The 24862-nt window shown below is 67.4% G+C and carries 27 protein-coding genes; 11 read left to right on the forward strand and 16 right to left on the reverse strand.

What is annotated here, in order from left to right; all coding sequences use genetic code 11:
* Window positions 1-39 precede the first annotated feature (39 nt).
* Window positions 40-666 carry a rod-determining factor RdfA gene (gene rdfA / locus GO488_RS02415; protein ID WP_162316210.1) on the forward strand — a complete coding sequence of 209 codons (627 nt, stop codon included), beginning with the start codon at window positions 40-42 and terminating at the stop codon, window positions 664-666.
* A gap of 272 nt (window positions 667-938) precedes the next feature.
* Window positions 939-1190: a hypothetical protein gene (locus GO488_RS02420; RefSeq protein ID WP_162316211.1), complete on the forward strand. Its 252-nt coding sequence runs from the start codon at window positions 939-941 to the stop codon at window positions 1188-1190.
* A gap of 71 nt (window positions 1191-1261) precedes the next feature.
* On the opposite strand, the gene GO488_RS02425 is transcribed toward GO488_RS02420, so the two are convergent.
* Window positions 1262-1807 (reverse strand): phosphopantetheine adenylyltransferase, encoded by a 546-nt coding sequence (locus GO488_RS02425; RefSeq protein ID WP_162316212.1) that lies wholly within the window; start codon window positions 1805-1807, stop codon window positions 1262-1264.
* 95 nt (window positions 1808-1902) lie between these two features.
* On the opposite strand from GO488_RS02425, the gene GO488_RS19875 reads away from it, so the two are divergent.
* From GO488_RS19875 to GO488_RS02445, 4 genes are all read left to right on the forward strand, one after another.
* On the forward strand, window positions 1903-2328 hold the full coding sequence (locus GO488_RS19875; protein ID WP_162316213.1) for a universal stress protein: 426 nt from the start codon (window positions 1903-1905) through the stop codon (window positions 2326-2328).
* Between the two features lie 71 nt (window positions 2329-2399).
* Window positions 2400-3362 (forward strand): CapA family protein, encoded by a 963-nt coding sequence (locus tag GO488_RS19880; RefSeq protein ID WP_162317517.1) that lies wholly within the window; start codon window positions 2400-2402, stop codon window positions 3360-3362.
* A gap of 38 nt (window positions 3363-3400) precedes the next feature.
* Window positions 3401-3796: a secondary thiamine-phosphate synthase enzyme YjbQ gene (locus GO488_RS02440; protein ID WP_162317518.1), complete on the forward strand. Its 396-nt coding sequence runs from the start codon at window positions 3401-3403 to the stop codon at window positions 3794-3796.
* A 77-nt stretch (window positions 3797-3873) separates the two neighbouring features.
* Window positions 3874-5085: a PEP/pyruvate-binding domain-containing protein gene (locus GO488_RS02445; RefSeq protein WP_162316214.1), complete on the forward strand. Its 1212-nt coding sequence runs from the start codon at window positions 3874-3876 to the stop codon at window positions 5083-5085.
* Window positions 5086-5096: 11 nt separating this feature from the next.
* Here the strand turns inward: GO488_RS02445 and GO488_RS02450 are convergent, their stop codons facing one another.
* The 3 genes from GO488_RS02450 to GO488_RS02460 all read right to left on the reverse strand — a co-directional run bounded on the left by GO488_RS02450 (window position 5097) and on the right by GO488_RS02460 (window position 7898).
* A complete protein-coding gene (locus tag GO488_RS02450) occupies window positions 5097-5468 on the reverse strand; it encodes an Hsp20/alpha crystallin family protein (protein ID WP_162316215.1) in 372 nt (123 codons plus the stop codon).
* Between the two features lie 526 nt (window positions 5469-5994).
* Complete coding sequence (locus GO488_RS02455; RefSeq protein WP_162316216.1) at window positions 5995-6159, reverse strand: hypothetical protein; 165 nt, start codon at window positions 6157-6159, stop codon at window positions 5995-5997.
* A gap of 275 nt (window positions 6160-6434) precedes the next feature.
* On the reverse strand, window positions 6435-7898 hold the full coding sequence (locus GO488_RS02460) for a dihydrolipoyl dehydrogenase (RefSeq protein WP_162316217.1): 1464 nt from the start codon (window positions 7896-7898) through the stop codon (window positions 6435-6437).
* 242 nt (window positions 7899-8140) lie between these two features.
* On the opposite strand from GO488_RS02460, the gene GO488_RS02465 reads away from it, so the two are divergent.
* Window positions 8141-9553, forward strand: a complete 1413-nt coding sequence (locus tag GO488_RS02465) for an FAD-binding oxidoreductase (RefSeq protein WP_162316218.1) — start codon at window positions 8141-8143, stop codon at window positions 9551-9553.
* Window positions 9554-10035: 482 nt separating this feature from the next.
* Here the strand turns inward: GO488_RS02465 and GO488_RS02470 are convergent, their stop codons facing one another.
* The 4 genes from GO488_RS02470 to GO488_RS02485 all read right to left on the reverse strand — a co-directional run bounded on the left by GO488_RS02470 (window position 10036) and on the right by GO488_RS02485 (window position 14360).
* The gene (locus GO488_RS02470) at window positions 10036-10662 is read right to left on the reverse strand and encodes a DUF7344 domain-containing protein (RefSeq protein WP_241692878.1); all 627 of its coding nucleotides are present in this window, start codon (window positions 10660-10662) and stop codon (window positions 10036-10038) included.
* A gap of 245 nt (window positions 10663-10907) precedes the next feature.
* Window positions 10908-12278: a nucleotide sugar dehydrogenase gene (locus GO488_RS02475; protein WP_241692879.1), complete on the reverse strand. Its 1371-nt coding sequence runs from the start codon at window positions 12276-12278 to the stop codon at window positions 10908-10910.
* Window positions 12259-13260 (reverse strand): Gfo/Idh/MocA family protein, encoded by a 1002-nt coding sequence (locus GO488_RS02480; RefSeq protein ID WP_162316219.1) that lies wholly within the window; start codon window positions 13258-13260, stop codon window positions 12259-12261. Before GO488_RS02480 ends, GO488_RS02475 begins: the two co-directional genes overlap by 20 nt.
* The gene (locus GO488_RS02485; protein ID WP_162316220.1) at window positions 13257-14360 is read right to left on the reverse strand and encodes a DegT/DnrJ/EryC1/StrS family aminotransferase; all 1104 of its coding nucleotides are present in this window, start codon (window positions 14358-14360) and stop codon (window positions 13257-13259) included. Before GO488_RS02485 ends, GO488_RS02480 begins: the two co-directional genes overlap by 4 nt.
* A gap of 328 nt (window positions 14361-14688) precedes the next feature.
* Between GO488_RS02485 and GO488_RS02490 the strand changes: the two genes are divergently transcribed.
* Entirely contained in the window at window positions 14689-15222 is a 534-nt protein-coding gene (locus GO488_RS02490) for a DUF7344 domain-containing protein (protein WP_162316221.1), read from the forward strand.
* 131 nt (window positions 15223-15353) lie between these two features.
* Window positions 15354-15635, forward strand: a complete 282-nt coding sequence (locus tag GO488_RS02495; protein ID WP_162316222.1) for a winged helix-turn-helix domain-containing protein — start codon at window positions 15354-15356, stop codon at window positions 15633-15635.
* Window positions 15636-15639: 4 nt separating this feature from the next.
* Here the strand turns inward: GO488_RS02495 and GO488_RS19550 are convergent, their stop codons facing one another.
* The 3 genes from GO488_RS19550 to GO488_RS02505 all read right to left on the reverse strand — a co-directional run bounded on the left by GO488_RS19550 (window position 15640) and on the right by GO488_RS02505 (window position 17191).
* A complete protein-coding gene (locus GO488_RS19550; RefSeq protein WP_164509604.1) occupies window positions 15640-15783 on the reverse strand; it encodes a hypothetical protein in 144 nt (47 codons plus the stop codon).
* Window positions 15784-15862: 79 nt separating this feature from the next.
* On the reverse strand, window positions 15863-16123 hold the full coding sequence (locus GO488_RS02500) for a HalOD1 output domain-containing protein (RefSeq protein ID WP_162316223.1): 261 nt from the start codon (window positions 16121-16123) through the stop codon (window positions 15863-15865).
* Between the two features lie 144 nt (window positions 16124-16267).
* Window positions 16268-17191 (reverse strand): NAD-dependent epimerase/dehydratase family protein, encoded by a 924-nt coding sequence (locus tag GO488_RS02505; protein ID WP_162316224.1) that lies wholly within the window; start codon window positions 17189-17191, stop codon window positions 16268-16270.
* 171 nt (window positions 17192-17362) lie between these two features.
* Here GO488_RS02505 and GO488_RS02510 point away from each other — a divergent pair, with 171 nt between their 5' ends.
* Together GO488_RS02510 and GO488_RS02515 are read left to right on the forward strand one after the other, a co-directional pair.
* Window positions 17363-18463 (forward strand): DegT/DnrJ/EryC1/StrS family aminotransferase, encoded by a 1101-nt coding sequence (locus GO488_RS02510; protein ID WP_162316225.1) that lies wholly within the window; start codon window positions 17363-17365, stop codon window positions 18461-18463.
* Window positions 18460-19464: a Gfo/Idh/MocA family protein gene (locus GO488_RS02515; protein ID WP_162316226.1), complete on the forward strand. Its 1005-nt coding sequence runs from the start codon at window positions 18460-18462 to the stop codon at window positions 19462-19464. The genes GO488_RS02510 and GO488_RS02515 overlap by 4 nt, the downstream gene beginning before the upstream one ends.
* Before the next feature lie 84 nt (window positions 19465-19548).
* Here the strand turns inward: GO488_RS02515 and GO488_RS02520 are convergent, their stop codons facing one another.
* From GO488_RS02520 to GO488_RS02540, 5 genes are all read right to left on the reverse strand, one after another.
* Window positions 19549-19890 (reverse strand): HalOD1 output domain-containing protein, encoded by a 342-nt coding sequence (locus tag GO488_RS02520; RefSeq protein ID WP_162316227.1) that lies wholly within the window; start codon window positions 19888-19890, stop codon window positions 19549-19551.
* Window positions 19874-20329 carry a DUF7344 domain-containing protein gene (locus tag GO488_RS02525; protein ID WP_162316228.1) on the reverse strand — a complete coding sequence of 152 codons (456 nt, stop codon included), beginning with the start codon at window positions 20327-20329 and terminating at the stop codon, window positions 19874-19876. Before GO488_RS02525 ends, GO488_RS02520 begins: the two co-directional genes overlap by 17 nt.
* A gap of 195 nt (window positions 20330-20524) precedes the next feature.
* Window positions 20525-21382, reverse strand: a complete 858-nt coding sequence (locus tag GO488_RS02530) for a formyltransferase family protein (protein ID WP_162316229.1) — start codon at window positions 21380-21382, stop codon at window positions 20525-20527.
* Between the two features lie 93 nt (window positions 21383-21475).
* Window positions 21476-22945, reverse strand: coding sequence for a flippase (locus GO488_RS02535; RefSeq protein WP_162316230.1), 1470 nt, complete (start codon window positions 22943-22945; stop codon window positions 21476-21478).
* Window positions 22942-24813, reverse strand: a complete 1872-nt coding sequence (locus GO488_RS02540; protein ID WP_162316231.1) for a hypothetical protein — start codon at window positions 24811-24813, stop codon at window positions 22942-22944. The genes GO488_RS02535 and GO488_RS02540 overlap by 4 nt, the downstream gene beginning before the upstream one ends.
* Window positions 24814-24862 lie beyond the last annotated feature (49 nt).

The following is a 24862-nucleotide window of genomic DNA, read 5'->3' on the forward strand; positions in this document are numbered from 1 at the left end:
CAGCCTTTTTAAGTGCCAGTTGCGAAGGGAAGGTAAGAGATGTCAGAGACGACCGACGACCGGCCGCCGAGCAAAGTCGCGCGACTCATCGACGAGTACGAACTCGACGGGCTCGGGGCGGACCTGGAGACGCGATGGACGGGCGAGGGCGTCGAGCGGATGAGCCTCCGCGACCTCGCCGACTACTTCAACAAGCAGCTGCTGGAACAGGCGCTTCGAGACGCGGGGATGAGCACGCTCGATACGGACGTCGACAGCACCTACGTCAACCTCACGGACGACGAGGTGAGCACCGGCGTCCGGACCGACACGCGGAACCGCCTCGAACAGAACGGCGTGGACGTGGACGCGGTGGAGACGGACTTCGTCACGTATCAGGCGATCCGCTCGTACCTCAAGGAGTGGCGCGGCGCGGAGTACGACCACCCCTCCGACGAGGAGAAGCGAGCGAACGACCGCGAGAGCATCCAGCGGCTGCTCACCCGGACGCTCTCGGTGACCGAGGACCGCATCGAGAAACTGCGTGACACGGAGCGGATCGCCGTCGAGGACTTCGAGGTGTTCGTGGAGGCACAGGTGCTCTGCCAGCGCTGCGGGACCCAGTACTCCGCGACGGAGTTCATCGAGAACGGCGGCTGTGACTGCCTGCTCGACGACGCCGAGTGAGCGTCGCCGCTCCGTAGGACGCCCCTACTCGGAGCGAGGGGCGTGATCTGTGAGGTGATATTCCGTTCGAGCGACCGGTTCGCGGGCGAAATCGAAGCGTCGAGCGTCCCTCGACGGGCCGAAAGCAGACGGCGGGCTAGGACCTCGCTACGGCGGCGTGGGCGGCGAATACTAAATACCGTCTCCGCAGTGTGCAGACGTATCATGATACTCCATGACACGAATCCGGCCCCGGCGAAGCGAGACAGGGACGCGCACCGGAGGGCGGACCCGTGAGTACCGACCGGCCCGCGTCGGCGAGTGCCGGAGGGACGCGACAGCAGGAGTTGCGGAGCGTCTTCGTCGAGGTGACCGGGACCGAGGAGTTCGTGACCGAGCAGGAACAGGAGACGAGCGGGACGCGCGACGTCACGGCGGGCGGCGCGGCGTCGGCCGAGACGCTCTCGGAGTACGTCTCCGCGATGGTGCGGGCGGACGGCCTCGCCGAGACGTACGACGACCCCGAGAGCGAGTCGGGTGACTGACCTCGAACGCGGTCAGCGCGGCGGTAATCAGTCGTTACCGCCGCCGTCTTTCGATAACAGGCATACCTTTGTTACCGCATGCGGTCGGAATCAGGGGGAGATTCTCCCGATAGCAGGCGGCCGTGGCGGTCGATCTCGCCGTCGCGGATGCGCGTGCTACTGATGCGGTGGCCGTCCTCGGCGACGACGAACGGCGAGGTGTGGATCTCGAGGGGGCGGAACCCGCGGTCGATCCGCTCGTCGTTCAGGTCGTGGGCGCGCCGATGCGCCTTCCCCTCCGGAGCGACGACGAGGGCGTCGGCGTTCTCGCGGCTCACTGCGGGTCCGTACGCGTCGGTAAGCTTCGATATCTCGTAGGTCGCCGTGTAGGCCCCGCTGACGCGTTCGAGCGTCTGTTCCAGCGCGTCCCGCCGGGCGTCGAACGGACCGAGCAGTTCGGCGTGCGAGGGGTCGCTTCGGGTCTCCGTCGCCAGGTCGGTCGAGGTCAGACCGACGACGACGTGGCCGTCGCCGTCCCCGTCGTGCGAGGCGGTCTGGAACGCGCTGTGCAGGAGGGCGCGGTGCCCGTCGTGGAGGGGCGTGAACGTTCCCCCGAGGATGGCCATGCGGTCGTTCATGCAGGGTCGTCGCGGGGGACGCTCCTATAGTTGTGGGACTCCGCAACCGCGGGGTAGTGACAAAAACTTAACTACTGATGCGTGGTACTCCAGGTATGGAGCACATCCTGTTAGCGACGGACGGGAGCGAGTACGCTCGCGCGGCCGCGAAACACGCGATCGACCGCGCCAAGGAGACGGGCGCGACGCTGCACGTCCTCTGTGTCGTCGACGAGCGGCGGTTCAACGAACCGGCGCTGAGTTCGGCGGAGCTGTCGACGATATACGCCGAGGACCACGCCAACATGTGCGTCGCCGAAGTCTCGGAGATGGCGGCGGGCAGCGGCGTCCGCGTCGAGGGGGACTCCCGCCACGGCCTGCCCCACGAGGTCATCGTCGAGTACGCCGCGGACGTCGGGGCCGAGACTATCGTCGTCGGCGAGCACGGCAGTCACGACACGCACTTCTCCGGCGTCGGCCGGAAGGTCCGGGAACTGGCCGACTGCAAAGTGGTCGTCGTCGGCGCACCGGCCCGAGCCTGAGCGGCGACGAGACGGCGGTGAATCCAGTGAACACACCGACGGCGATCAGACTCGGACTGGCCGGCGACGTGATGCTGGGCCGGCTCGTGGACGAACGGCAGCGACACCGGCGGGTGACGGCGGTCTGGGGCGACCTCCGGGAGCGTCTCGTCGCGCTCGACGGCCTGTTCGTCAACCTCGAATGCTGTCTCTCGACGCGGGGCCGGCCGTGGCGGCGGACCGACCGCGCCTTTCACTTCCGAGCGAGCCCCAGATGGGCGGTTCCGGCGCTCGAAGCCGCCGGAGTCGACTGCTGTGCGCTCGCGAACAACCACGTCCTCGACTTCGAGGAACCGGCGCTGCTGGACACGCTCGACGCGCTCGACGAGGCGGGTATCGCTCACGCCGGAGCCGGTCGGGTTCGTTCGGAAGCGTTTCGGCCGGCGGAGGTGGCCGTCGCCGACCTCGACGTGGCCGTCGTCTCGCTGACCGACAACACCCCCGAGTACGCGGCGACTGACGCCTCGCCGGGGACCGCGCACGTCGAGACCGACCCGACCGACGCGGCCGTCCGACGGACGGTCGGCGAGACACTCGATCGGGCGCGCGAGCGCGACCCGGACCTGCTCGTCGCCTCCCTGCACTGGGGGCCGAACATGCGGACGGAGCCGCCGGAGCCGTTCCGCGAGTTCGCGCACTGGCTGGTCGACGCGGGCGTCGACGTCGTCCACGGCCACAGTGCCCACGTCTTCCAGGGCGTCGAGGTGTACGACGGTTCGCTCGTCTGCTACGACACGGGCGACTTCGTCGACGACTACGCGGTGGACGAGCGGCTCCGGAACGACCGGAGTTTCCTCTTCGAACTGTCGGTGACGCCCGGCGGACGCGTCACGGCGCTCCGACTGGTGCCGACGGAGATCGCCGACTTCGCCGTGCACGCGGCGAGCGAGACGGCCGCCGCGTGGAGCCGCGACCGGATGCGCCGCCTCTCGGAGCCGTTCGGGACGACGTTCGAACGCGACGGCGACCACCTCGTGCTCTCGGTGGCAGCGTGAGCCGCACTTTCATCACGCCGGCCGGCGTCCCCGCGAACATGCGAATCGAGATCGACACGGACGAGCGGGTCACCGTCGAGGATATCACCTCGAAAATAACCGAGGCCGTCCCGGACGGCGTCGAGCGAGGCGTCTGTACAGTGTTCGTGCGACACACGACCGCCGGTATCTGCGTCAACGAGCACGAGCGGCGATTGCTCGACGACGTCGAACGGGCGCTGGACCGACTCGCGCCCAGCGAGGAGGGGTACGCTCACGACCGGATCGACGACAACGCCGACGCTCACCTCCGGGCGATGTTACTCGGGTCGAGCGCCTCGGTTCCCGTCGCGGACGGCGACCTCGACCTCGGGACGTGGCAGTCCGTCCTCTTCGTGGAGTGTGACGGCCCGCAGACTCGCACGCTGGACGTGACGACGACGCCCGTCCCGTAGCCGGACGTTACAGCCCGCGTCCGGGCCGGTATGACAGACATGTCCTTATCGCTCCAGTGCCTATCGCCTCGGAGTAGATGACAGACCTAGTGCTCCCGTTCGACGACCCGGTCGCCGCGGAGCCGTCGGTGAGCGGCGGGAAGGGAGCGACGCTCGCGCGGCTGCGCGCGCTCGGCTTCCCCGTTCCCGACGGCGTCGTCGTGACGACGGCGACGTACCGACTGCTCGCGGACGCGCCCGAGATCACCGACCGGCTCGACGACCTCGACGCGGCCGTCGCGCGAGGCGACGACGAGGCGCGGTCGGCCGCCGCCGCGTCGCTCCGAGACCTGCTGCGCGAGCGACCGCTTCCGGCGGGAGCCGTGGACGGCCTCGAACGGCACCTCCTCGACGGACCGTCCGCGGTGCGATCCTCTGCGACCGCGGAGGACCTCCCCGGAGCCTCCTTCGCGGGCCAGTACGACTCGTTTCTCGGCGTCGAGGGCGTCGACGCTGTGACGACGGCGGTGCGGGACTGCATGGCCAGCCTGTTCACCGACCGGGCGGTCGCCTACCGCGCCCGGAACGACATCGCCGCCGCGGACGCGGCGATGGCCGTCGTCGTCCAGCGCTTCGTGGAACCGGACGTCTCGGGCATCCTCTTCACCGCCGACCCGGTGAACGGGAGCCGCACCGTCTCCGTCGTCGAGGCCGGACCGGGCCGCGGCGACCGACAGGTCTCGGGCCGGTCGACGGCGGATTCGATACGCGTCGGTGAGGACGGGACCGTCCTCGACTATCGGATCGGTCCGTCCCGGGAGGGGCCGGTACTCTCGGACGAACTCCGCGCGGCGCTGGACGACCCCCGGACGCTCACCGGCGTCGACTTCGCCGCCCGCCGTCGGGAGTTCGAGCGACACGAGCGACTCACCGCGCCCAGTATCCTCACGAGCGACGGCGAGCACCCGACGCCGACAACTAAGGCGACGACGGGACGGCTGCTCGGGACGGGTGCCGCACCCGGCGTCGCCGAGGGCGTGGTCCGCGTCGTCACGGACCCGAGCGAGACGCGGCTATCGAGGGGCGAGGTCCTCGTCGCGCCCTACACCGACCCCGGGTGGACGCCGCTGTTCCCGAACGCCGCCGCCGTCGTGACGGAGGTCGGCGGGCGGCTCACCCACGGGTCGCTCGTCGCCCGCGAGTACGGCATCCCCGCGGTGGTCGCCGTCGAAGACGCGACGACGCGACTACGGAGCGGCGACCGGGTCAGGGTCGACGGCACCCGCGGCGTCGTCGAGCGGTTGGAGTGAGCCGGCGGCGTTCACTCCACGTCGATTCGCTTGCGCCTCCGCAGTTTCGGTAACGTCACGCGGAGAACGCCGGCGTCGTAGGAGGCCGAGACCCGCTTCTCCGCCACCGGTTCGGGTAACTCGACGACCCGACTTCGACCGGCCGGGCCGCGCTCTCGCCTGAGGTAGGTGCCGCTCGCCCGGTCCCCGTTCGGGTCGGCGACGATCTGGAGACGGTGCTTCCGAACGCTGATGTCGAGGTCCTGTTTCCGGAGACCCGGGAGTTCCGCGGAGACGACGAACTCGTCTCCCCTGTCGACGATGTCGACGGGAAACGGAATCCGTCGGTCGGGCAATTCGCGCTGTCCCTGCCGCCGTGGGTTCGATCGCCGTCTCGGAGACATGGTAGTATCGAACTGACGATTCAGCAACACTTAAAGGTACGTCCCGACTGGAGTACGATATCGGGTCGAAACCGCGCTACGGTGTGAAACTGGTCCCGTGCTGCCACCGGGAGCTACCACCATCAGTACGGTTAGCGTTCACGTTTATACTAGAAGTTACTCGTTTACTCAACGAAGGTAGTGACTCACCGTGTGATTCGCCACCTTACTGCGCCGTGGCGGGCAGTAACCCGTGTATGCTCATAATGGACCGTCCACAACGTGGGGCTGTCGCGTCCAGTGTCGAGGCCCTCACTGGTCCTGTCCTCGGACTGCGTCGCGGCACGGAACGCGTTGGGACGGAGCGACGCATCCGGACCACCCCCAGCGTGACGCCCCAGGATAACGTGCCGACCTCGGCTCAGGCGGGAACGGCGGGGCGAGCGTCAGACCGGACATCACCCGCGTCCAGTTCGGCGAGCCGAACTGGACGCGGCGTCGCTTCTGTAACCGATGCGCATCTCTCTCGCCGAGCGGCGGCCGGGTCTCACTCGTCGTCGGCCAGTTCCGCCTCGGCGTCCCGCTCCTCGCGCTCTCCGCGTCGCTCCTCGGCGTCCTCGCGTTCTTCGAGTTCCGCCTCCAGCTCTTCCTCGCGCTGTCGTTCGTCCTCGCGCAGGCCCTTCTCGTCGCGGCCCTCTTTGGTGTCTCCCATACTGGTGATAGATCGGTGCAGAGCGACATAATACTGTCCAATTGACACCTGCGAGACGACAGAATCGCGAGCGCCCGCCGTGATCGCCCGGGGGCACGCTCCCTCGAAAGTCCGGTCTGTCGCGACCGGACGACGACCGAGAGGTGATCGGCCTGGTCCGAACGCACGCGGACGAGAAACACGACATGGACGTCTCGGAGGGAGACGTCCGAGACGGCTGGGAGGAAGTCGAAGCGGCGGCCGACGACTGACCCCTTCGGGCGACCGGTCGGCGCTCAGTCGTGGCGGTGATGACCGTGGCTCCCGTGCGTGAACCGCCCGGCGAAGGCGCGCTGGACCACTTCCGGCAGCGCCGGGTGGACGTGGACGGACTCGCGGACGTCGGCGACGGTCCCCGTTCCGGCCTTCATCGCCACGACGACCTCCTGAATCAGCGCTGAGGCGTCCGGGCCGACGATGTGCGTCCCGAGGATCTCGCCGTCGGGCGCGACGAGTACCTTCACGAGACCCTCGGCGTGCATCGCGTTCCCGCGAGCGGTGTCCTCGTAGCGGTAGGTCGAAGTCGCGTACTCCCTGCCGGCCGCGACCAGGTCCGACTCGCGCGCCCCGACGCCGGCGACTTCCGGCGATGCGAACACGGCGAAGGGCATGGCGGTGTAGTCTACCGGCTGGCGCTCCGAGCCGAACAGGTTGCGGATCACGGCGCGGGCCTCGTGGTTGGCGCTGTGTTTCAGGAGGTACTCCCCGACGATGTCGCCGAGCGCCCAGACGCCGTCGGCGGTCGTCCGCAGGTACTCGTCGGTCTCGACGAACCCCGCGTCGTCGACGGCGACGCCCGCCGCGTCGAGGTTCAGCGCGTCCGTGTTCGGCCGCCGTCCGGCGGCGATCAGGAGGGCGTCTCCCGTCGCCGTGACCGGGTCCGCGTCGTCGTCGATCCCGCCCGACTCGCCGTCCGCTGCGTCCTCGCCCTCGCCGTACGTGTACGGGCGCGCGGTCAGCGTCACCGTCCCGTCGTCGCCTTCGGCGACGGCCGTGACCGCGTGGCCGGTGTGGACGGTGAAGCGGTCGGCGTACCGGTCGGTGAACAGTTCGGCCACTTCTCCGTCCGCCTCGGGGAGCAAGTGCGGACGGCGGCCGACGATAGTCACGTCGCTGCCGAACGTCCCGAAAAAGTGCGCTAACTCCGCGGCGATGTAGCCGCCGCCGACGACGACGAGGTGCTCGGGCGGCGTCTCCAGTCTGAGCGCTTCCGTGCTCGTCAGGTACTCGACGTCGTCGATGCCGTCTACGTCCGGAATCGTCGGGCGCGTCCCGGCGGCTATCAGGACGTTCTCCGCCTCGATTCGGGTGCCGGCGTCGTTTCCGCCGGTAATCTCGATAGTTCGCTCGTCGACGAAGCGCCCCTCACCCTCGAACAGCGTGTGGTTCGGCGACTCGCGCAGTCCGTGACGAATCGCCTCGGCCTCTCCGGCCACCTCTTCGGTCACCTCGCGGACGATAGTTCCGAAATCGACGTCCCGTACTTCGACGTCGACGTGGAACTCCCCGGCCCGTCGCACCGTCTCCAGGACGTCGGCGTGATACAGCAGCAGTTTCGAGGGGATACAGCCGCGGTTGAGACACGTCCCGCCGAGTGGCCCCTTCTCGACGACGGCGACGGACTGGCCCCGGCTCGCCGCGACGCTCGCCACGCTGAGCCCGGACCCGGATCCGACGACCGCGAAATCGTACGACTCCATGTCGAACTGTTGTATCGCTCGCGTAATGAATCTCCGTGCAGCGGGCCGGAGCCGGTCATCGGTACCGAGCCGGGGCCGACTGAGGGCTGCCCGCTCGGAGAGTATGACCGCCCTAGGCGCCCGACCGTCGTCATTTTCGGCGATACCGCTCGCCCGAGATGACTGACCGAAGGCCGGCCTACCCGAACGCCGTCGGCGATTCTCAGCGCATAACTACGCTCTCGGACCGCGTCCCTGTTCGCATGTCTCAGGAACCGTCAGACAGCCCGGCGGAACTGCCGGACGTGCAGGTCGCGCCGCTTCGAGAGCGCGTACGGGGCGAAATAATCACTCCGAACCATCCCGCGTACGACGAGACCAGAGCCATCTGGAACGCGATGATAGACCGGCGACCGGCGCTCATCGCCCGATGTACCGGGACGGCAGACGTGGTCGCCTGCGTCGATTTCGCGCGGGAGAACGACCTCGAGATATCCGTCCGCGGCGGCGGCCACAACGTCGCGGGGAAGTCGGTCACGGAGGGCGGGCTACTGATAGACCTCTCGCCGATGGACGGCGTCCGCGTCGACCGGGACGCGCGGACCGTCCGGGCGGGCGGCGGCGCGGAACTGGGCGACGTCGACCACGAGACGCAGGTGTTCGGTCTCGCCACGGCGCTCGGGGCCGTCTCACAGACCGGAATCGCGGGACTGACGCTCAACGGCGGCTACGGCCACCTCTCTCGGGAGTACGGCCTCGCGGCGGATAACCTGGTGTCGGCGGACGTGGTGACCGCGGACGGCGAGGTGCTGACCGTCAGCGAGAACGGCCACGAGGACCTGTTCTGGGCGATCCGCGGCGGTGGGGGCAACTTCGGCGTCGTCACGTCCTTCGAGTACGAACTCCACGAGGTCGGTCCGGAGGTGTACGCCTTCTTCGTCTGGTTCCACGGCGACGACGCCGAGACCGTCTTCGACGCTTTCCGCGAGTGGGCCGACGACGCCCCTCGGAACGCCGGCGCGTTGCCGTTCCTCGCACACATCCCCGAACTCGACGAGTTCCCGGAACCGTCGTGGGGCGAGCCGGCGATCGCCCTGCTCGGCTCGTTCCGCGGCGAGATCGGCGATGCCGAGGACGTCTACGCGCCGCTGCGCGAGGCCGCGACGCCCATCGCCGACCTCAGCGGACCGATACCCTACGAGACGCTCCAGTCGATGCTCGACGAGGACTACCCCGACGGGCTACGCTACTACTGGAAGTCCGTCTTCCTCACCGACCTCACCGACGAGGTGGTGGACATCGCCATCCGCTACAACGAGTCGGCCCCCTCGCACCTCTCGACGGTCGACGTCTGGCACCTCGGCGGTGCCGTCGCCGACGTGCCGCGGGACGCGACGGCGTTCTGGCACCGCGACAAGCCGTTCATGCTCACCGTCGAAGCCAACTGGGAGGACGAGAGCGGGGACGACGCGAACGTCGAGTGGGCGCGCGACCTCTTCGACGAGGTCGCGTCGCTCGACGTCGCGTCCGGTCGGTACGGCAACTTCCCCGGATTCGCCGAGGACCCGACGACGATGCTGTACGGCGACAACTACGACCGACTGGTCGAGGTCAAGACGAAGTACGACCCGGAGAACGTCTTCCACCTGAACCAGAATATCGAACCGCGGACGTAGAGCGGTTCCGTCGGGAAGAGAGCGATACGTAACGGCGGTATACCGCGGAGTTAAACGCCCTTTTCGCGCGCTAACGATGACTTCGATGCGGATTTTAGCCTGGTGTAAGCCAGTCCTACCGCCAGATAGCGCCCGTTTCGTCTGACAGTCGGCCGAGCGACGTGAACTATCTGAACAATCGTGAACGTTGGCGAAAACGGAGTGAGTCGAATCCCGAAGGGAGCGCGCCGTCGTGATCTGATACCCGACCCCTGGGACTTGCTTGGATCGGGCCACGAACTCGACGCGGTCGGTCGAGACTGTCGTCGTTCTCGACTCGACGGCTCCGCTGCTCGCGTCGCCGTGCGCTCGTCGCTGAGCGGCCGATTCGGCACACACCGCTCTCGTAGTCGGTGACAGTCGCTACGGCGGCCGCTGCTGTGGTCGCCGGCGAAAGTGAAGAAGCGGTGGAGACGGTCGGGACAGCGCCGGTCGCGCCGCAGTCAGTCGTCGGTACGGGACTCGGCCAGCCAGTGGCAGGCCGAACAGAAGGTGAACGTCCCGACGACGAGGCCGACGAGCGCCATCAACACGCCGCCCGTGAGTCCGGCGGCCACCGAGAGAGTCAGTACGGCGAGACCGATGCCCGAGATGGCGGCGTAGTAGCGGTGCCAGGGGACGGCGGCCGCGTCGCTCGGCGTGTCGAGGTACTCCGTCAGGTGGTCGGCCGCGGGCGCGAGCGCGACGTGACCCCTGTCCTGATTGAAGTCGACGACGCCCATGTCGTCCATCTTCGGGAGGTGACACTGATACAGCCCGACGTAGACGCGCTTTCGCTCGCTGGACGTCAGCGCGTCCGTGGTAGTGTCGTTCTCGATCGCCGCGACGTGCTCGGCCAGCTCTCCCAGCGAGACCCGTTCGTCCGGGTCCGCCTCGCGGAGGTAGTGCAGCACTTCGCGGCGACGGCTGTTCTTCAGGATCTCGAATATCAGGTCGAGCGAGAGCGAACTCTGCTCGGCCTCCTCCGCCTCGACGTCGGCCGGCACCCCCTGCTCGGCCTCCATCGACTGACCTTGGCGTCCTGGTTCCTCGATGCTCGTTCCGGTGGTGGGTTGGTCCTGTGTGCTCATGGATAGCCCTCGACGGCGTGGTTTCGGACGGCGTTTCGGGAACCGCGTCGGGAAGGTCTCGACCGCACCCCCGTGGGTCGTGACCAGTGGTACCGTCCGAACCCAAGCGCGTGTCAAATCAGTCACGCGATTAGCACTTAATACTTTGTTATGAAAACATTCTTACACATAAGGCGGGCGCTACGAACTCGTTCGCGCGTTCGTCACCGAGACGCGCGTTAACAGGTCAAAATCGAACGGCGCGCTCATCGCGTGCCGCTACCGACCGTGTACGTAGGCAATGACTCACCGTCGAGGGCCGCTCGCGTATCGACCGCGACCGCGTCCTCGAACGCGCCGTAGTCGACGCGTTCGTACTCCTCGTGGGCCGTCACGAGGACGACGGCGTCGAAGCGCACGGCAGCGTCCTCGATGTCGCCGTGGTCGAGCGGCGTCGCCTCGAACTCCGGGACACTCGACACGTCCACGACCGGGTCGGTGGCCCATACTGACGCGCCGAGTTTCGAGAGCCTGTCCGCGATCGGGCGGGCCGGCGTCTTTCGCGTCTCGTCGACGCCCGCGCGGTAGGCGACGCCAAGTAGCAACACGTCCGCGTCCGCCACGTCGACATCCCGGTCGTCGAGGCACCTGACGACGGCGTTGGCGACGAACGTCGACATGGCGTCGTTAACGGACCTGCTCGTCTCGATAAGCGGCAACTGGATGTCGACCTGCGAGGTGAGGAAGTGCGGGTACAGCGGGATGCAGTGGCCGCCGACGCCCGGACCGGGGTCGTGGATCTCACAGAACGGCTGGGTGTTGGCCACCTCGATGGCCCGGTTGACGTCCACGTCCAAGGGGTCGGTCACGCGCGCGAGTTCGTTGGCGAGCGCGATGTTCACGTCGCGGTAGATCCCCTCGAACACCTTCACGCACTCGGCGGTGGTCGCGTCGCCGACGCGGATGACCTCGTTGCTCGTCACCTCCTCGTAGAGCAGGCCCGCGACGCGCTCGCTCTCGTCGTCGACGCCGCCGACGACCTTCGGGTAGGCACCGCGGATGTCCCGTAGCGCGCGCCCGCTCGCGGTCCGCTCCGGGCAGAACGCGACGCCGAACGACGACGGGTCCAGCCCGCTCCGCTCCGCCAGACGCGGCGTGACCACGTCGCGGGTCGTCCCCGGCGGCACCGTCGACTCGACGACGACGAGGTCGCCCGAGTCGAGCCCCTCGCCGACGGCGTCGACGGCTGCGAGCAGCGCCGAGAGGTCCGGCTCGTTCGTCTCGTCCAGCAGCGTCGGGACGATGAGGACGTGCATCCGCGCCGCCTCGGCGGCCGCGGCGGGGTCGGCGCTCGCGGTCAGCGACCCGTCGGCCGCCGTCTCGGCGACGAGCTCGGAGAGCCCGGGTTCGCCGCCGACGGGGGACTCGCCCGCTTCGACCGCGTCGACCACCTCGGGGTCGATATCGACGCCGGTGACGTTCCCCGTCACGTCGGCGAGGACGGCCGCGAGCGGCAGCCCCATCTTCCCGAGCCCGTAGACGGCGACCGGGATCTCGCCGTCGGCGAACGCCTCCTGGATCGCCAGCCCACCGGTCTCTGCGGCGTAGAGCGCCCCCTCAGGTCGTGCTGCCGTCACTGACGCTCACCTCCCTGTGTTCGAGCCCGTGAGCGGACGCGAGGTCGCTTATCTCGTTGGCTATCGAGAGCGCGCGGAGGCCGTCGTCGCCGGTGATGCGCGGGGTCTCCCCCTCGCGAACGCAGTCGACGAACGAGCGCAGTTCCCGCTTGAGCGGTTCGTCGCTCTCGACGGCCGGGCGCTCGATGATGCTCTCCTGGCTGTACCTGACGTCGCCGTCCTTCGTGTGGTAGGACGGGTCCGAGTGGCGGTAGATGCGCATCGATTGGTCCATGAAGTCGACGTCGACGTGACACTCCCGGGCGGTCACCGAGAGGTCGCGTATCCGTTCCTGCGTGACGCGACTGGCGGTCAGCGAGCAGACGGTGCCGCCCGCGAACTCGATCTGCGCGTCGGCGTAGTCGCCGTTGCACGCGCCGAGGGCGCTGACGCCCGCCACGTCGTCGTCGAACAGCGAGCAGACGACGTCGATGTCGTGTATCATCAGGTCGATGACCACGTCGTCCTCGACGTCGCGCGAGACCGGCGGGCCGAGACGGCGGGCCGAGGCGGCGATCGGTTCGACGTCGGCGAGGACGTCCTTGAGGACGTCCACGACCGGGTTGAACCGCTCGACGTGACCGACTTGCAACTGGACGCCGACGTCGTCGGCGTGGCGGATGAGTTCGCGGCCGTGCTGCGGGTTGCTGACGAAGGGCTTCTCGATGAGGACGGCGGTGCCCGCCTCGATGGCCTTCGAGGCGACGTGATAGTGGAACCGCGTCGGGACGGCGATGGAGACGAGGTCGACCACGTCCAGGAGGTCGTCCGCGTCCGCGACGCCGGTCCCGTACTCGGCGGCGACTTCGGCGGCCGCCGCGTCGTTCGCGTCGGCGACGCCGGCGAGCTCGACGCCGGGGAGTTCGTTGTACACGCGCGCGTGGTGCTTTCCCATGCTCCCGACGCCGATAACGCCGGCGGCGAGCGGATTTCTCGTGTTCATGCTTCGTACTCCGTGAGCGCGACTGTGATCCGCCGGACGTCGTCCGCCGAGAGCGACGGATGGACCGGCAGCGAGAGGACTTCCTCCGCCGCGCGTTCCGCCACCGGGAGCGACGCGTCGACGTCGTCGTAGGCCGGTTCCTCGTGTATCGGGGTCGGGTAGTACACCGCGGGGCTGATGCCGTAGTCTCGGAGGTGAGACCGCAGCGCTTCGCGGTCGTCACAGCGGACGGTGTACTGGTGGTAGGCGTGCCGACAGCCGTCGGGTTCGACCGGCCCGACGACGTCGGTCTCGGTCAGCGCGTCGTCGTACGCCGCGGCGTGCTCTCGCCGAGCGTCGACGTAGTCGTCGAGCTTCTCCAACTGCACGCGCCCGACGGCGGCGCAGATGTCCGTCATCCGGAAGTTGTGGCCGACGACGGCGTGGTTCCCCTCGTCGTCGCGGCCGTGGTCGATGTAGCTCCGCAGCCGGTCGGCGAGCACGTCGTCGTCCGTGACGACCATCCCGCCCTCGCCCGTCGTCATGTTCTTCGTCGGATAGAAACTGAAGCAGGCGACGTCGCCCAGGCTGCCGACCGGGCGGCCCCGATACGCCGCGCCGTGGGCCTGTGCGGCGTCCTCGACGAGGGCCGCGTCGTATCGGTCGGCGAGCTCGCGCAACTCCGCCATCGGGGCGGGACAGCCGTAGAGGTGGACGGCGACGATGGCGTCGATGTCGCCGTGGGATTCTGCGGTCGCCTCGACCGCTTCGGGATCCAGGTTGTACGTCGTCGGGTCGATGTCGGCGAAGACCGGCGTCGCGCCGACGTGACGCACGGCGTTGGCCGTGGCGACGAACGAGAACGGGGTCGTGAGGACGGTGTCGCCCGCGCCGAGCTCCAGCGCTTCGAGGGCGGCGTGGAGGGCGGTCGTTCCGTTGCTGGTCGGAACGCCGTGTGCAACTGTGCAGTAATCCGCGAATTCCTCGCCGAACGCGGCCACCTCGTCGCCGCCGCTGAGGTGGCCGGAGCGCAACACGTCGTGGATGCGACGCAGCTCCGTCTCGCCGACGTCCGGCGATGCGATGGCGATGTCGGGTTCGAGCGGCCGGGTGTCGCTCATCCCGCCTCACCACCGCGCGGGGAGTCGGGCCGACGCTGTCCCGTCGGCTTCAGTTGTGCAACTATCACGGTTTGGGGCAAGCAAAGTATAGCCATTGTTATGGGCGTCCTGTGTCTCGAAGGTGTAGATTTCGCCCTCCCCGGGGGTACTTGCACCGTCGTCGGAACGCTCCTACAACTACGTTGGTATTGTGTCGTTTCTCCCGGGGGACCGTCTCGCGCCCGAGGGATATGTAATACGTAACAAAGGGTGGCCCATGTGATTGTCACTCAACAGTGGCTTCAGGACACGGACACCTCCGCGCACGCCGACGCGTCCGGAGGGGACGATGACAGCGCCGGTCGCCCGCGATACGGTGTTCGAGGTGTTGAGCAACAACCGGCGGCGGTTCATCATCTCGACGCTCCGGCAGCGCGACGACCCCGTGGAACTGACCACGCTCGCCAGAGAGATCGGCGCGCACGAGGCGGACATCGACCCGTCGGCGGTCGATTCGGCCGAGCAGAAGCGAGTCTACGTCTCGCTGTACCAGACGCACATCCCGAAACTGGAGAGCGCCGGGTTCGTCCGATACGACGAGGAGACGCGCACCGTCGCCGCGACGCCGACCGTGGCCGAAGTGGATCGGTACCTCGGTCCGGTGCAGTCGGCGCTCCCGTGGTCGCGGCTCAACGGCGCGCTCTCGCTGGTCGTCGGCGGACTGTTTCTCGGGACGCTGTTCGAGATCTCGGTGCTGACCGGCGTTTCTCCGCTGTTGCTGGCGAGTGCGATCGTCGTCGTATTGCTCGTCGTCGCCGTGGCACAGCTCGTCGATCACCGGCGGTGTCAGCGCGCCCGCCCGCTCGAACTCAGGGATCCGTGAAACTGCAACGATGTTCCACACTAAAACCTCAAGACGGCGTATCGACCAACGACCGAAATGGTTATCGACAGCTCCCGGCAAACGACAGACGCGCCCTCGCCGCGCGGCGGGGACCCACAGAGGGTGGACAGATGAGTGACTCAGATCCGTGGGACGACGTCAGCTACGTCATCAGCTCGCGCTATCGCGTCGAGACGCTCAAACGACTCGCCGAGGGGCCGGCTACCCCCTCGCTCATCGCCGAGGAGACCGGGTTGAGCATCGCACACGTCTCGCGGGCCTTACAGGAGCTCAAAGAGGGAGACCTCGTCACGTTGCTGGTCTCTGAGGACCGACGAAAGGGCCGCGTCTACGGGATTACCGATCCGGGACAGGAAGTCTGGAACACCATCGAAGCGGAGAACATGCTGTAGGTCGCTATTCGGCCGTCGACGCGTCGTCCGGTTCGCGCTCGTCAAGCGCCCCCTCGGGGAGGAGTTGTTCCGGCCGTCTGCGGTGTTTCGGAGTCTGCGCGAACTCCGTGATGCGTCGCCACTCGTCCGACGTGAGGTGACCACTCATACAACCCTGTAGTGAGTAGTCGACGCTCTTCGTAATTTGGGGGTTACGGCGAGAAACGTCCGCCTAGCGGACAGGTGGGCTACTCGCGAGCGACGGTGACTTCGGTCGACGAGACGGTGATCGCGTGGCCCTCGTGCGTGAACGTGAGTTCGAAATCCGCGTCGCTTCCCCGGAAGAACGCGTTCAGCGCGTCGGTGTTTATCGAGTCGGACAGCGGCGCGATATCCATCGGATCCTCGTTCCGGACCGCCGCGAGTTCGAGCGCGACGACCGTCGCTACCGACTGCTCCGGCCCGATAGACCGACTGCTTGTGGTCCCTGCTCCCATGCAAATCTCCATACGAAATCTCTTCCGGAGCGGGGATATATATTTTTCGAAGCCGTCGTAAACTCAATCATCGATATCGCACCATCGGTACGACTTGATTACTGTCGGCCGAACGACGGAAGCGATGACCGGCGAGCGGTCTAACACGTCGACGGCTCAGTCCTCGGCGAGCGTCAGGGCGAGCCCCTCGCGGAGGCCCACGTCGGCTTCGAACCCGAGTCGGTCGCTGGCGACGGTCACGTCCGCCTCGCTTCGCTCGATGTCGCCCTCGCGGGGCGGAACGTGTTCGATGGAGACGTCGGAACCCACCACGTCCCGAACCGTCTCGGCGAGGTGGTTGATCGTGACGCTCTCGCCGGTGCCGACGTTGAACGGGCGGCCGGTCGCGTCGGTGGTGGCCGCCCGCAGGTTCGCCCGGACCACGTCGCCGACGTAGACGAAATCGCGGGTCTGCTCGCCGTCGCCCTCGACGGTCAGCGGCTCGCCGGCCTGCGCCTGCCGGACGAACGTCCCGATGACGCCGGCGTACTCCCCGTCGAGGCCGCGCGGGCCGTAGACGTTGAAGTACCGGAGCGGCACGGTCGGCAGGCCGTACGTCTCCGCGTAGAACCTCGCGTACTGCTCGTTCGAACGCTTCTCGAAACCGTACGGCGAGGCGGGCGACAGCGCGTCGCTCTCTTCGACGGGGACCTTCTCCGGCGTCCCGTAGACGGCGGCGCTGGACGCGAGGACGACCCGGGCGTCGTGTCGGCGCGCGCGGTCGAGGACGCCGACCGTCGCCCCGCCGTTCAGCCGGTGGCAGTCCACCGGCCGCTCGACGGACTCGGGCACGCTGACCATCGCCGCCTCGTGGAAGACGACATCGATGCCCGCCATCGCCTCGTCGACGGCGGCCTCGTCCCTGACGTCGCCCTCGACGACCGTGACGTCCTCGGGGAGGTGGTCCCGCGCGCCCGTCGAGAAGTCGTCCAGGACGGTCACGTCGTTCGTCGGTGCGAGCGCGGCGACGAGGTGGCTCCCGACGAACCCCGCGCCGCCGGTGACGAGCACTCGCCGGTCGCTGACTGACTCCAGTGCCATCTTCTCGGGTCCCACTCCCCTTCGGCGGTAAGTTATGCGGTGACGAACCCGTCGTTGGGACCGCCTACGGTGCGTCGGCTCGCCTCGCGCCCGCGAACCGGCGGCTCGAACGCGGGACACGCGCGCGAACGCGGAGTATAACAATGGGTATCTCTCGACAACCCGAGTCCGATGACGGAGCAAGTCCCGTTCACAGACGTCTACGTCGACGATACCATCGTCGAGAGGGTGGTGGAGACGGTCGAATCGCGGCGGTACGTCAAAGGACCGCGCGTCGAGGAACTCGAAGCGCAGTTCGCCGAGACCTGCGGCGTCGACCACGCGGTCGGCGTCAGCAGCGGTACCGCCGCGCTGTACCTGACTATGAAAGCCGCCGGCATCGGTCCCGGCGACGACGTGCTGGTACCCGCCCACACGTTCTTCGCGACGGTCAGTCCCGTCGTCGAACTGGGCGCGAACCCGGTGTTCGTCGACGTCGACCCGCAGACGTACACGATGAGCGGGACCGACCTCGCCGAGAAGGCCGAGGACGCCGAGAGCCCCGAAGCCGTCGTCCCGGTCCACCTCTACGGCCAGCCGGCGGCGATGGACGCGATTCACGGCGTCTCCGACGCGCACGACCTGACCGTGATCGAGGACTCCTGTCAGGCCCACGGCGCGACCTACCGCGGGGACCCCACGGGGAGCCTCGGGGACGCGGGGTGTTTCAGCTTCTACCCCTCGAAGAACATGACCGTCGCCGGGGACGGCGGCATCCTAGTCACGGACGACGCGGACCTCGCGCGCACGGCCCGCGAGCTGCGCAACCACGGCCGCGACGGCGAGGGCAACCACGTCCGCGTCGGCCTGAACCACCGAATGAACGAGACGAGCGCCGCCGCCGGCATCGAACAGCTGTCGCACTTGGCCGACTGGAACGCGGAACGCGCGGCCGCCGCGGAGCGCTACAACGAGCGTCTCGACGACGTCGACGCCGTGGAACTGCCGATGCAGATGGACGACGCGACGCACGTCTATCACCTGTACGTCGTGCAAGTCCCCGACCGGGATGGCTTGCGCACGCACCTCGACGCGAAGGGCATCCAGACGGGCGTCCACTACGACCCGCCGGTGCATCAGACACCCGCGATGCGGGACGCACTCGACGAGATTCCGTCGCTGCCCGTGACCGAGGAACTCAGTAAGCGCATCGTCTCGCTCCCGATGCACCCCCGCATCACCGACGAGGAGATCGACCGCGTGGCGAGCGAGATACGGGGGTACCACGAATGAGGTACGGCGTCGTCGGCACGGGCTACTGGGGGAAGAACCACGTCAGAGTCGCCAAGGAACTGCTTGACGACGGACAACTGGACGAGGTGGTCATCTGCGACGTCGACGAGAGTCGCGTCGAGTCGCTGGCCGACACCTACGACCTGCCGTACGTCACCGACGTCGACGACTTAGACGTCGACGCCGCGACGGTCGCGACGCCCTCGACGACACATCCGGCCATCGGCGACGCGATGCTGAACCGCGGCATCGACCTCCTCGTCGAGAAGCCGCTGGCGCTGACCAGCGAGGAGGCGTGGGAACTCGTCACGACCGCCGAGGACAACGACTGCACGCTCGGCGTGGGCCACATCTTCCGCTACCACCCGGCGCTGCGGGCGCTGAAACGCCGAATCGACCGCGGCGAGCTCGGCCGCATCAAGTACCTCCAGACCCGCCGCTTCTCGTTCCGCGTCCCGCGGACGACGACGGGCGTGGTCTACTCGCTGGCGGTCCACGACGTTGATATCTACGACTATCTGCTGGACAGTCGGCCCGACACCGTCCACGGCCAACTGGACTCGTTCGTCCGCGAGGGGATCACCGAGACGGCGACGATAACGCTCGGCTACGGCGACACCACGGGCGTCGTCAACTCCTCGTGGCAGATCCCGGTGTTCGATAAGACCCGCGACCTCGTCGTCGTCGGGTCGAACCGCTCGGCGTACATCGACTACTTAGAGAACACGAAGCTCGAACTGTTCGACGCCGAGGTGTTCTCGGACCCGCACGACGGGCTGAAATCCCGCAGCGACGGGTCGATCACCCATACGGCCGAGGAGCGCGAACCCCTGAAGTTCGAGGTCGAATCCTTCATCGAGGCCAGCGAGAACGGGACCCAGCCGCCCGCGAGCGGCGCGGTCGGAGCCCGCGCCGTCGAGACGCTCGAACACGTCGAGCGCTCCGACGCGGAGAACGTCGTGGTGGACGTCGAGCAGCCGCCGATGGTCCAACGGCCCTGAGATTCTGACGACGCCGTCGAACGATGCGGCCGCGTTTTCGCCTGCCAGTCGGCGCAGATTGCAGAGCCGGTTGCGGTCGGGCGGTTACTCGTACACTTGTATCCACCCGTCACTCCGAACTTTGACGAGATACTGGTCGAATTCAAATTCGATGGTTCCTGTACTGCGGCGAGATTCCCCGTTCACGTCTGGTCCAAAGAAGCTCTCTTGAATCGCGGGTGCGTCCACCGCGTTGTACAGGATCGGGGATTTGAGTTCCGTCCGATCAACCCCTTTGGCGTCGGCGATCGCAGTAACGAGTGCAGTCGTCAGGTCCGCGTCGGCGTCTGGGTCGAAGTGATACTGAGCGGCCTGGCTCCACGAATTCTCGCGACCGAGCGTCGGGTCATCCTCGCTCTCGAGGCCGTCGTCAGGACTCTTGGTCATCCATCTCCCCCCGCGCGTGCGTTTCCTGTTTGCTATCGAGGTGTGCGCCCATTCCGTTGAGCGCGTGCAAGACTTGCTCGGCGTTTTCATCGGTCGAAATTCGCTCGCGGTCCTCGTCGAACGTGAGCACCTCCTCGGCGACCAATTTCGGAACGTGTGCGTGATAGAGCGAGACGTAGACGTCGTCCCGCTGGTCGTCCGTGACGGCACCTTCCGGAATCTTGTTCTCCCACGCGGCTATTTTCACTGCCAGGTCGGTCAACGACCACTCTGTCTCTTCCATGAGCGTGTAGCAGAGATACCGACGGCGCGGATGAGCCAGCGCCGAATAGACGTAATCGAGTTCCAGCATCTCGGGTGAAACCGTTTGCTCCTCGGGTAGCCCGGTGAGTGACCTCCGAAGTGTGTCTTCCGTCCTCGCTTGGTCCTCCTCGGTCATCGTGTGGGACACGTTACTCTTACGAGGAAAAAAAAGAATCGTTGACTCACATCTTCACACCCGTACTCGCTGATGCACAACCCTCACCGACGCTATTTCACGCCGAAGTAGCCACGCTGCGCCGTAGCACGAACGCCGGGAAGACACCCCGGGAGGCGGCGAAAAAAGCGGGCGGTAGTGAACTGCTCGGTCCGCTCAGTCCTGCGCGAGCGGCGTCGACTCCTCGGGCGCGTCGACCTCGAAGTCGGGGACCGGCGCGTCCTCGAAGAGGTCCTCGTAGGACGTGGCGGTCAGCTGGACGCGGTGGCCGCCGAGCGTCGTGTACGCCGGCTGGAACGGCGGGAAGTCGAGCGCACGGATCTTGTCGTACACTTCCAGTTGCGTGTCATCGTCGGTCGCCGCCAGTCGCTCGACCGGGATCTCCTTCTCGCCGTCGAGGCTCTGTTTGGTGTAGAAGTAGCGCTCGCCGTCGAACTCGGACTGCGGGGTCGCAAGCTCGCGGACGCGCTTCTCCCGCATCAACGGGAGCTGTTCGCGGAACAGCTCGACGGACTTCTCGGTGACGCGGTCGTACAGGGTGCGAGCGGTATCGGTCTCGCGGATGGGGACGAACGCGCGGGCGACGATATCGCCGGCGTCGACCTCCGGAGCCATGACGTGGAACGTGGTGCCGTACTTCCAGTGGTCGTCTTCGCGGGCGTTCAGGATGGCGTGGCTGAAGACGTTGCTTCCCCGGTAGCGCGGTAGCTCCGCCTGGTGGAGGTTCAGCGGCGCGACGTTCGGATGACCGAGCAGTTCCTCGCCGAGGATGTTCGGGTAGTAGACCGAGAGCAGGTAGTCGATGTCGAGGTCGAGCACGTCCCGCTCGTCCTCGCGCGTGACGACGGCGTGCCCGAGTGACTCGGCGGTGTCGTACAGACAGCCGTCCCACCAGGTGTCCTCGTCGGGACCGTAAGTGACGACCAGTTCCACGTCGAAGGCGCCGTCGTCGGTGAGCAGTTCGAGGCATCGTTCGCCGAGGGGGTGACTCCCCATGAACGCGACTGATGGCATGGCCGGTTCTAGTCGCAAGACCGGTGTAGTTATGGAGTCCCTGTGGCGACAGTCGTCGCCGATCACGCCGACCGCCCACTCAGCTCTCGGCTCTCAGCTCATGAAGGCGAGGACGGCGCGGGGCTTGAGCAGGCCGCTGGCAACGGACAGTCCGGCCCAGACGCCGCCGCCGACGACGATAGCCCCCGCGAGCGTGAGGAGGCCGGTGACGTGGGGCATCACCGTCATCACGGCACCGGCCATGACGGCGGCGATGGCGAGGACGCGCGCGAGGTGGCTGCCGATCGCCGTCGCGTCGAAGGGGAGCTCGCGGTGGATGTAGTAGACGTTGACCAGCGTGTAGGCGCCGTACGTTATCACCGTCGCGATCCCGGCCCCGAGCGCGCCGAGCGGGGGGATGAGGAGGACGTTCAGACCGACGTTACAGGCGGCGCTGACGCCTCTGGCGACCGCTCGGACGCGAGCCAACCCGAGATAGTCGAGAGCCGAGCCGGTTATCTTGTGGACCGCCCGAACGACGACGAAGAGGCCGTAGAGTCGGATCAGCGGCACCGCGCCGAGGTAGTCGGAACCGACGACGTACCGGACGGTCGGTTCGGCGACGACGGCGAGGCCGAACGCCGCGGGCACGTACAGCAGGAGGACGTTCCGGAGCGACGAGGCGTAGATGTCGCCCGCTCGATCGCGGTTCTCGGCGGCGGACTGCTCGCCCAGCGTCGGCGTGATAGTGAATCCGAGCGACTGCGCGGGCGCGATACAGAGATCGGCTATCTGGCGGGCGAGCGTGTAGAAACCCACGGCCGCCGGCGTCGCCAGCACGCCGACGAGGACGGTGTCCATCTTGCTGTCGACGACGACGCTCGCTCGCGTCGCCGCCGTCGGGACGCTGTACCGGAGCAGCCGGTTTCGGAGGTCGGGCTCTATCGACCCGTCGGTCGGCAGCGTCCGGTAGAACCGGACGTACAGGAGACCGAGTCCGACGGCGACGGTGACGAAGAAGCCGACGACGTAGCCGATCATCGCCCCGGCGATGCCGTGACCGAGCGCGACCAGCCCGGCGGCGGTCAGCAGTCGCACGACGCTGTTGATGCTGGTCAGAACGGCGCTGTAGGTGACGCGGTTGAACGCCTGAAAGGCCGACTTCAGGTAGCCGAAGAGGGAGCGGCCGACGACGTAGAGGCCGCCGATCGCCAGCAGCGGCGCGGCCTCCGGTCGGCCGAGCAGCGACGCGATGAGGTCGCTGGCCACCGTGAAGACCAGCGCGACGGCGACGGCGATGCCGGTGATGACGGCGAGCGACGATCGGAGTATGTAGCGGACCTGCGTCGCGTCCCGCTCCACGTACTCGTTGACGTAGCGGGCCGTCGCCTTCGGGACGCCGAGCGTACCGAACAGCTCCGCGACGCCGACGACGGAGATGGCGAAGTAGAGCAGGCCGTACTGGCCGGGGTCGAGGAGGTACCGCGTCAGAACGAGCAGGAGCGCCCCGTTCGCGAGCGCGTGAACGACGCGCGCCGCGAGCGTCGCCTTGAATCCCGCGGCGATGCGCTCCTGGATGCTCATCGCAGGCAGTCCTCGCCCCTGACGAAGTAGAGGCGGTAGTCGCCGTTGGACTGGACGCGGTAGACGTCGGGGTTCTGCCGGAAGTTCCGGAAGTCCTCGGCGGAGTAGCGGAACCCGTCGTAGAGCCCGATCTCCTTCTCGTAATCGCGGGAGGTCAGCGGGACGTATCGGCAGTGCGAGTAGTGTGTCGTCGTGTTCGTCCCGAAGACGGAGAAGGGTATCTTATCTTCCTTGCCGGGGAAGTGCTCGCCGGACGGGGTGTAATCGGAGTAGGTCGTCCCGTAGTAGGCGTCGACGTAGCGGCGCGGCCCGCCGCGCGGGCCGGCGAACCAAACCGACGGATCGCGGTTCTCGAAGGTGGTGACGTGGCCCTCCATGTACGTCTCGGGGACGTGGTCGGAGGTCTTGTACATGTGCGGCGATTGGTGGAGTATCAGCGCCTGCGGGATCAACAGCAGGACCAGCACCACGGCGACGGCGGCCCGCCAGTTGTCAGAGGAGAGGGAGAGGCCGAACGGAACGCCGTCGGAGACCGCCACTGCCGTCAGGACGGTCACGAACACCATCATGAACCCGAGGTAGCGGAACGGCTGGCGGGTGACGCTCGTGACGAAGAAGATACCGAACAGCATGAACACGGGGATGAACCCGAAGGTGACGTACCGCAAGAGCGCGTTGCGGTCGGGATAGCGGTCGTCGAGGCGGCCGGAGAGCGCCGCCAGCATCACCAGCCCGGCGACGACCGAGAGGACGGCGCTGACGAGGAATATCTTGGCGAAGAGGACGCCGATACCGCTGCCGATCGCGTCGAGCGAGCTCGCCGAGGTGGATATCTCGTCGGCCGGGTTCGCCCCGTACAACAGGCCGTTGACGACGGTGCCCATCGTCCCCGTCGCCCGGTCGAATCGAGGCGTCCACAGCGCGAAGAACAGTCCGACGACGACGGCCTGGGGCGCGAGCGAGCGATGGCTCGTGTACCGCGTCCCCGCCTGGCCGTAGGTGGTGGAGAGCGACGCTCGGTTCCTGCGCTCGTCCCAGATCTCGTAGAGGCCGGCGAGTACCTGCAACCCGAACCCGGCGGCGATGACGAACAGCACGTTCGACCCGGACTGCGGGTGAATGAGGATGGCGCTGATGCCCGCGAGGATCAACAGGAGGCCGAGGGGCGTCAGGACCCGTCGGCCCCCGACGGAGAGCAGCGAACTGTCGTCGCCGAGATATCGGAGCACCAAATACAGCGCGAAGGGCGTGAAGAAGATGGCGGCGCTCGTCGGATACGGGAAGATGTAGGTGTGGATGTTGTTGATGGGCAGGAACAGGAGCGCGAAGAAGACGCCGACGGCGAGCGCGTTCGACCGGGCGGCGAGCCGCGCCACGCACAGGCCCGTAAACAGGATGTACAGCGCGACGAAGAAGACCATCACGAGCTGGAGCGTCCGGCGCGGTGCGAGCCCGGTCACCGACGTCAACACGACGGAGGTGCTGTGGATCCCCGGATAGAGGAAGTTCACGGGGTTCATCGTCCCCTCGGCGATCATCCGCGTCCAGCCGAGATAGGAGAGGGCGTCGCCGAGGCCGTAGTAGTAGTAGTCCCGTATCGTCGGCAGCGCGGCCATCGAGATGCCGACGAGCGTCCCGAGCAAGAGCGCGAGGCGGTTGCGGAGCGTGCCCGTCGGCGCGTTCAGGCCGACGAGGACGGCCGTGACGAACGCGACGGCGACGCCCGCCCAGAACGCGATCGGCGTCGCCCTGTATATCGATATCTCGTACCCGGTCGGCTGTTTCTGTGCGGCGAACCACACGCCGATCGTGTACGCGAGGAAGCCGACGAGGAGGACGGCGACGTGACGGCGTCTATTCGATGACATTTCGGCTATCTGACCCCTGCTGTGAAGTGTTCGGGCATTGTTATGGTCT

It is taken from the genome of Haloarcula limicola (genome assembly GCF_010119205.1).
GTDB lineage: Archaea > Halobacteriota > Halobacteria > Halobacteriales > Haloarculaceae > Haloarcula > Haloarcula limicola.

What these genes read in the sequence shown, in the direction of transcription:
- GO488_RS02460 (WP_162316217.1), bottom strand. Translation starts at nt 7,898, where the DNA reads ATGGAGTCGTACGATTTCGCGGTCGTCGGATCCGGGTCCGGGCTCAGC.
- GO488_RS02480 (WP_162316219.1), bottom strand. Translation starts at nt 13,260, where the DNA reads ATGAACACGAGAAATCCGCTCGCCGCCGGCGTTATCGGCGTCGGGAGC.
- GO488_RS02495 (WP_162316222.1), top strand. Translation starts at nt 15,354, where the DNA reads ATGAGTGACTCAGATCCGTGGGACGACGTCAGCTACGTCATCAGCTCG.
- GO488_RS02490 (WP_162316221.1), top strand. Translation starts at nt 14,689, where the DNA reads ATGACAGCGCCGGTCGCCCGCGATACGGTGTTCGAGGTGTTGAGCAAC.
- GO488_RS19880 (WP_162317517.1), top strand. Translation starts at nt 2,400, where the DNA reads ATGCTGGGCCGGCTCGTGGACGAACGGCAGCGACACCGGCGGGTGACG.
- GO488_RS02535 (WP_162316230.1), bottom strand. Translation starts at nt 22,945, where the DNA reads ATGAGCATCCAGGAGCGCATCGCCGCGGGATTCAAGGCGACGCTCGCG.
- GO488_RS02450 (WP_162316215.1), bottom strand. Translation starts at nt 5,468, where the DNA reads ATGTCTCCGAGACGGCGATCGAACCCACGGCGGCAGGGACAGCGCGAA.
- GO488_RS02500 (WP_162316223.1), bottom strand. Translation starts at nt 16,123, where the DNA reads ATGGAGATTTGCATGGGAGCAGGGACCACAAGCAGTCGGTCTATCGGG.
- GO488_RS02515 (WP_162316226.1), top strand. Translation starts at nt 18,460, where the DNA reads ATGAGGTACGGCGTCGTCGGCACGGGCTACTGGGGGAAGAACCACGTC.
- GO488_RS19875 (WP_162316213.1), top strand. Translation starts at nt 1,903, where the DNA reads ATGGAGCACATCCTGTTAGCGACGGACGGGAGCGAGTACGCTCGCGCG.
- GO488_RS02540 (WP_162316231.1), bottom strand. Translation starts at nt 24,813, where the DNA reads ATGTCATCGAATAGACGCCGTCACGTCGCCGTCCTCCTCGTCGGCTTC.
- rdfA (WP_162316210.1), top strand. Translation starts at nt 40, where the DNA reads ATGTCAGAGACGACCGACGACCGGCCGCCGAGCAAAGTCGCGCGACTC.
- GO488_RS19550 (WP_164509604.1), bottom strand. Translation starts at nt 15,783, where the DNA reads ATGAGTGGTCACCTCACGTCGGACGAGTGGCGACGCATCACGGAGTTC.
- GO488_RS02505 (WP_162316224.1), bottom strand. Translation starts at nt 17,191, where the DNA reads ATGGCACTGGAGTCAGTCAGCGACCGGCGAGTGCTCGTCACCGGCGGC.
- GO488_RS02485 (WP_162316220.1), bottom strand. Translation starts at nt 14,360, where the DNA reads ATGAGCGACACCCGGCCGCTCGAACCCGACATCGCCATCGCATCGCCG.
- GO488_RS02425 (WP_162316212.1), bottom strand. Translation starts at nt 1,807, where the DNA reads ATGAACGACCGCATGGCCATCCTCGGGGGAACGTTCACGCCCCTCCAC.
- GO488_RS02455 (WP_162316216.1), bottom strand. Translation starts at nt 6,159, where the DNA reads ATGGGAGACACCAAAGAGGGCCGCGACGAGAAGGGCCTGCGCGAGGAC.
- GO488_RS02470 (WP_241692878.1), bottom strand. Translation starts at nt 10,662, where the DNA reads ATGAGCACACAGGACCAACCCACCACCGGAACGAGCATCGAGGAACCA.
- GO488_RS02530 (WP_162316229.1), bottom strand. Translation starts at nt 21,382, where the DNA reads ATGCCATCAGTCGCGTTCATGGGGAGTCACCCCCTCGGCGAACGATGC.
- GO488_RS02520 (WP_162316227.1), bottom strand. Translation starts at nt 19,890, where the DNA reads ATGACCAAGAGTCCTGACGACGGCCTCGAGAGCGAGGATGACCCGACG.
- GO488_RS02465 (WP_162316218.1), top strand. Translation starts at nt 8,141, where the DNA reads ATGTCTCAGGAACCGTCAGACAGCCCGGCGGAACTGCCGGACGTGCAG.
- GO488_RS02525 (WP_162316228.1), bottom strand. Translation starts at nt 20,329, where the DNA reads ATGACCGAGGAGGACCAAGCGAGGACGGAAGACACACTTCGGAGGTCA.
- GO488_RS02440 (WP_162317518.1), top strand. Translation starts at nt 3,401, where the DNA reads ATGCGAATCGAGATCGACACGGACGAGCGGGTCACCGTCGAGGATATC.
- GO488_RS02510 (WP_162316225.1), top strand. Translation starts at nt 17,363, where the DNA reads ATGACGGAGCAAGTCCCGTTCACAGACGTCTACGTCGACGATACCATC.
- GO488_RS02445 (WP_162316214.1), top strand. Translation starts at nt 3,874, where the DNA reads ATGACAGACCTAGTGCTCCCGTTCGACGACCCGGTCGCCGCGGAGCCG.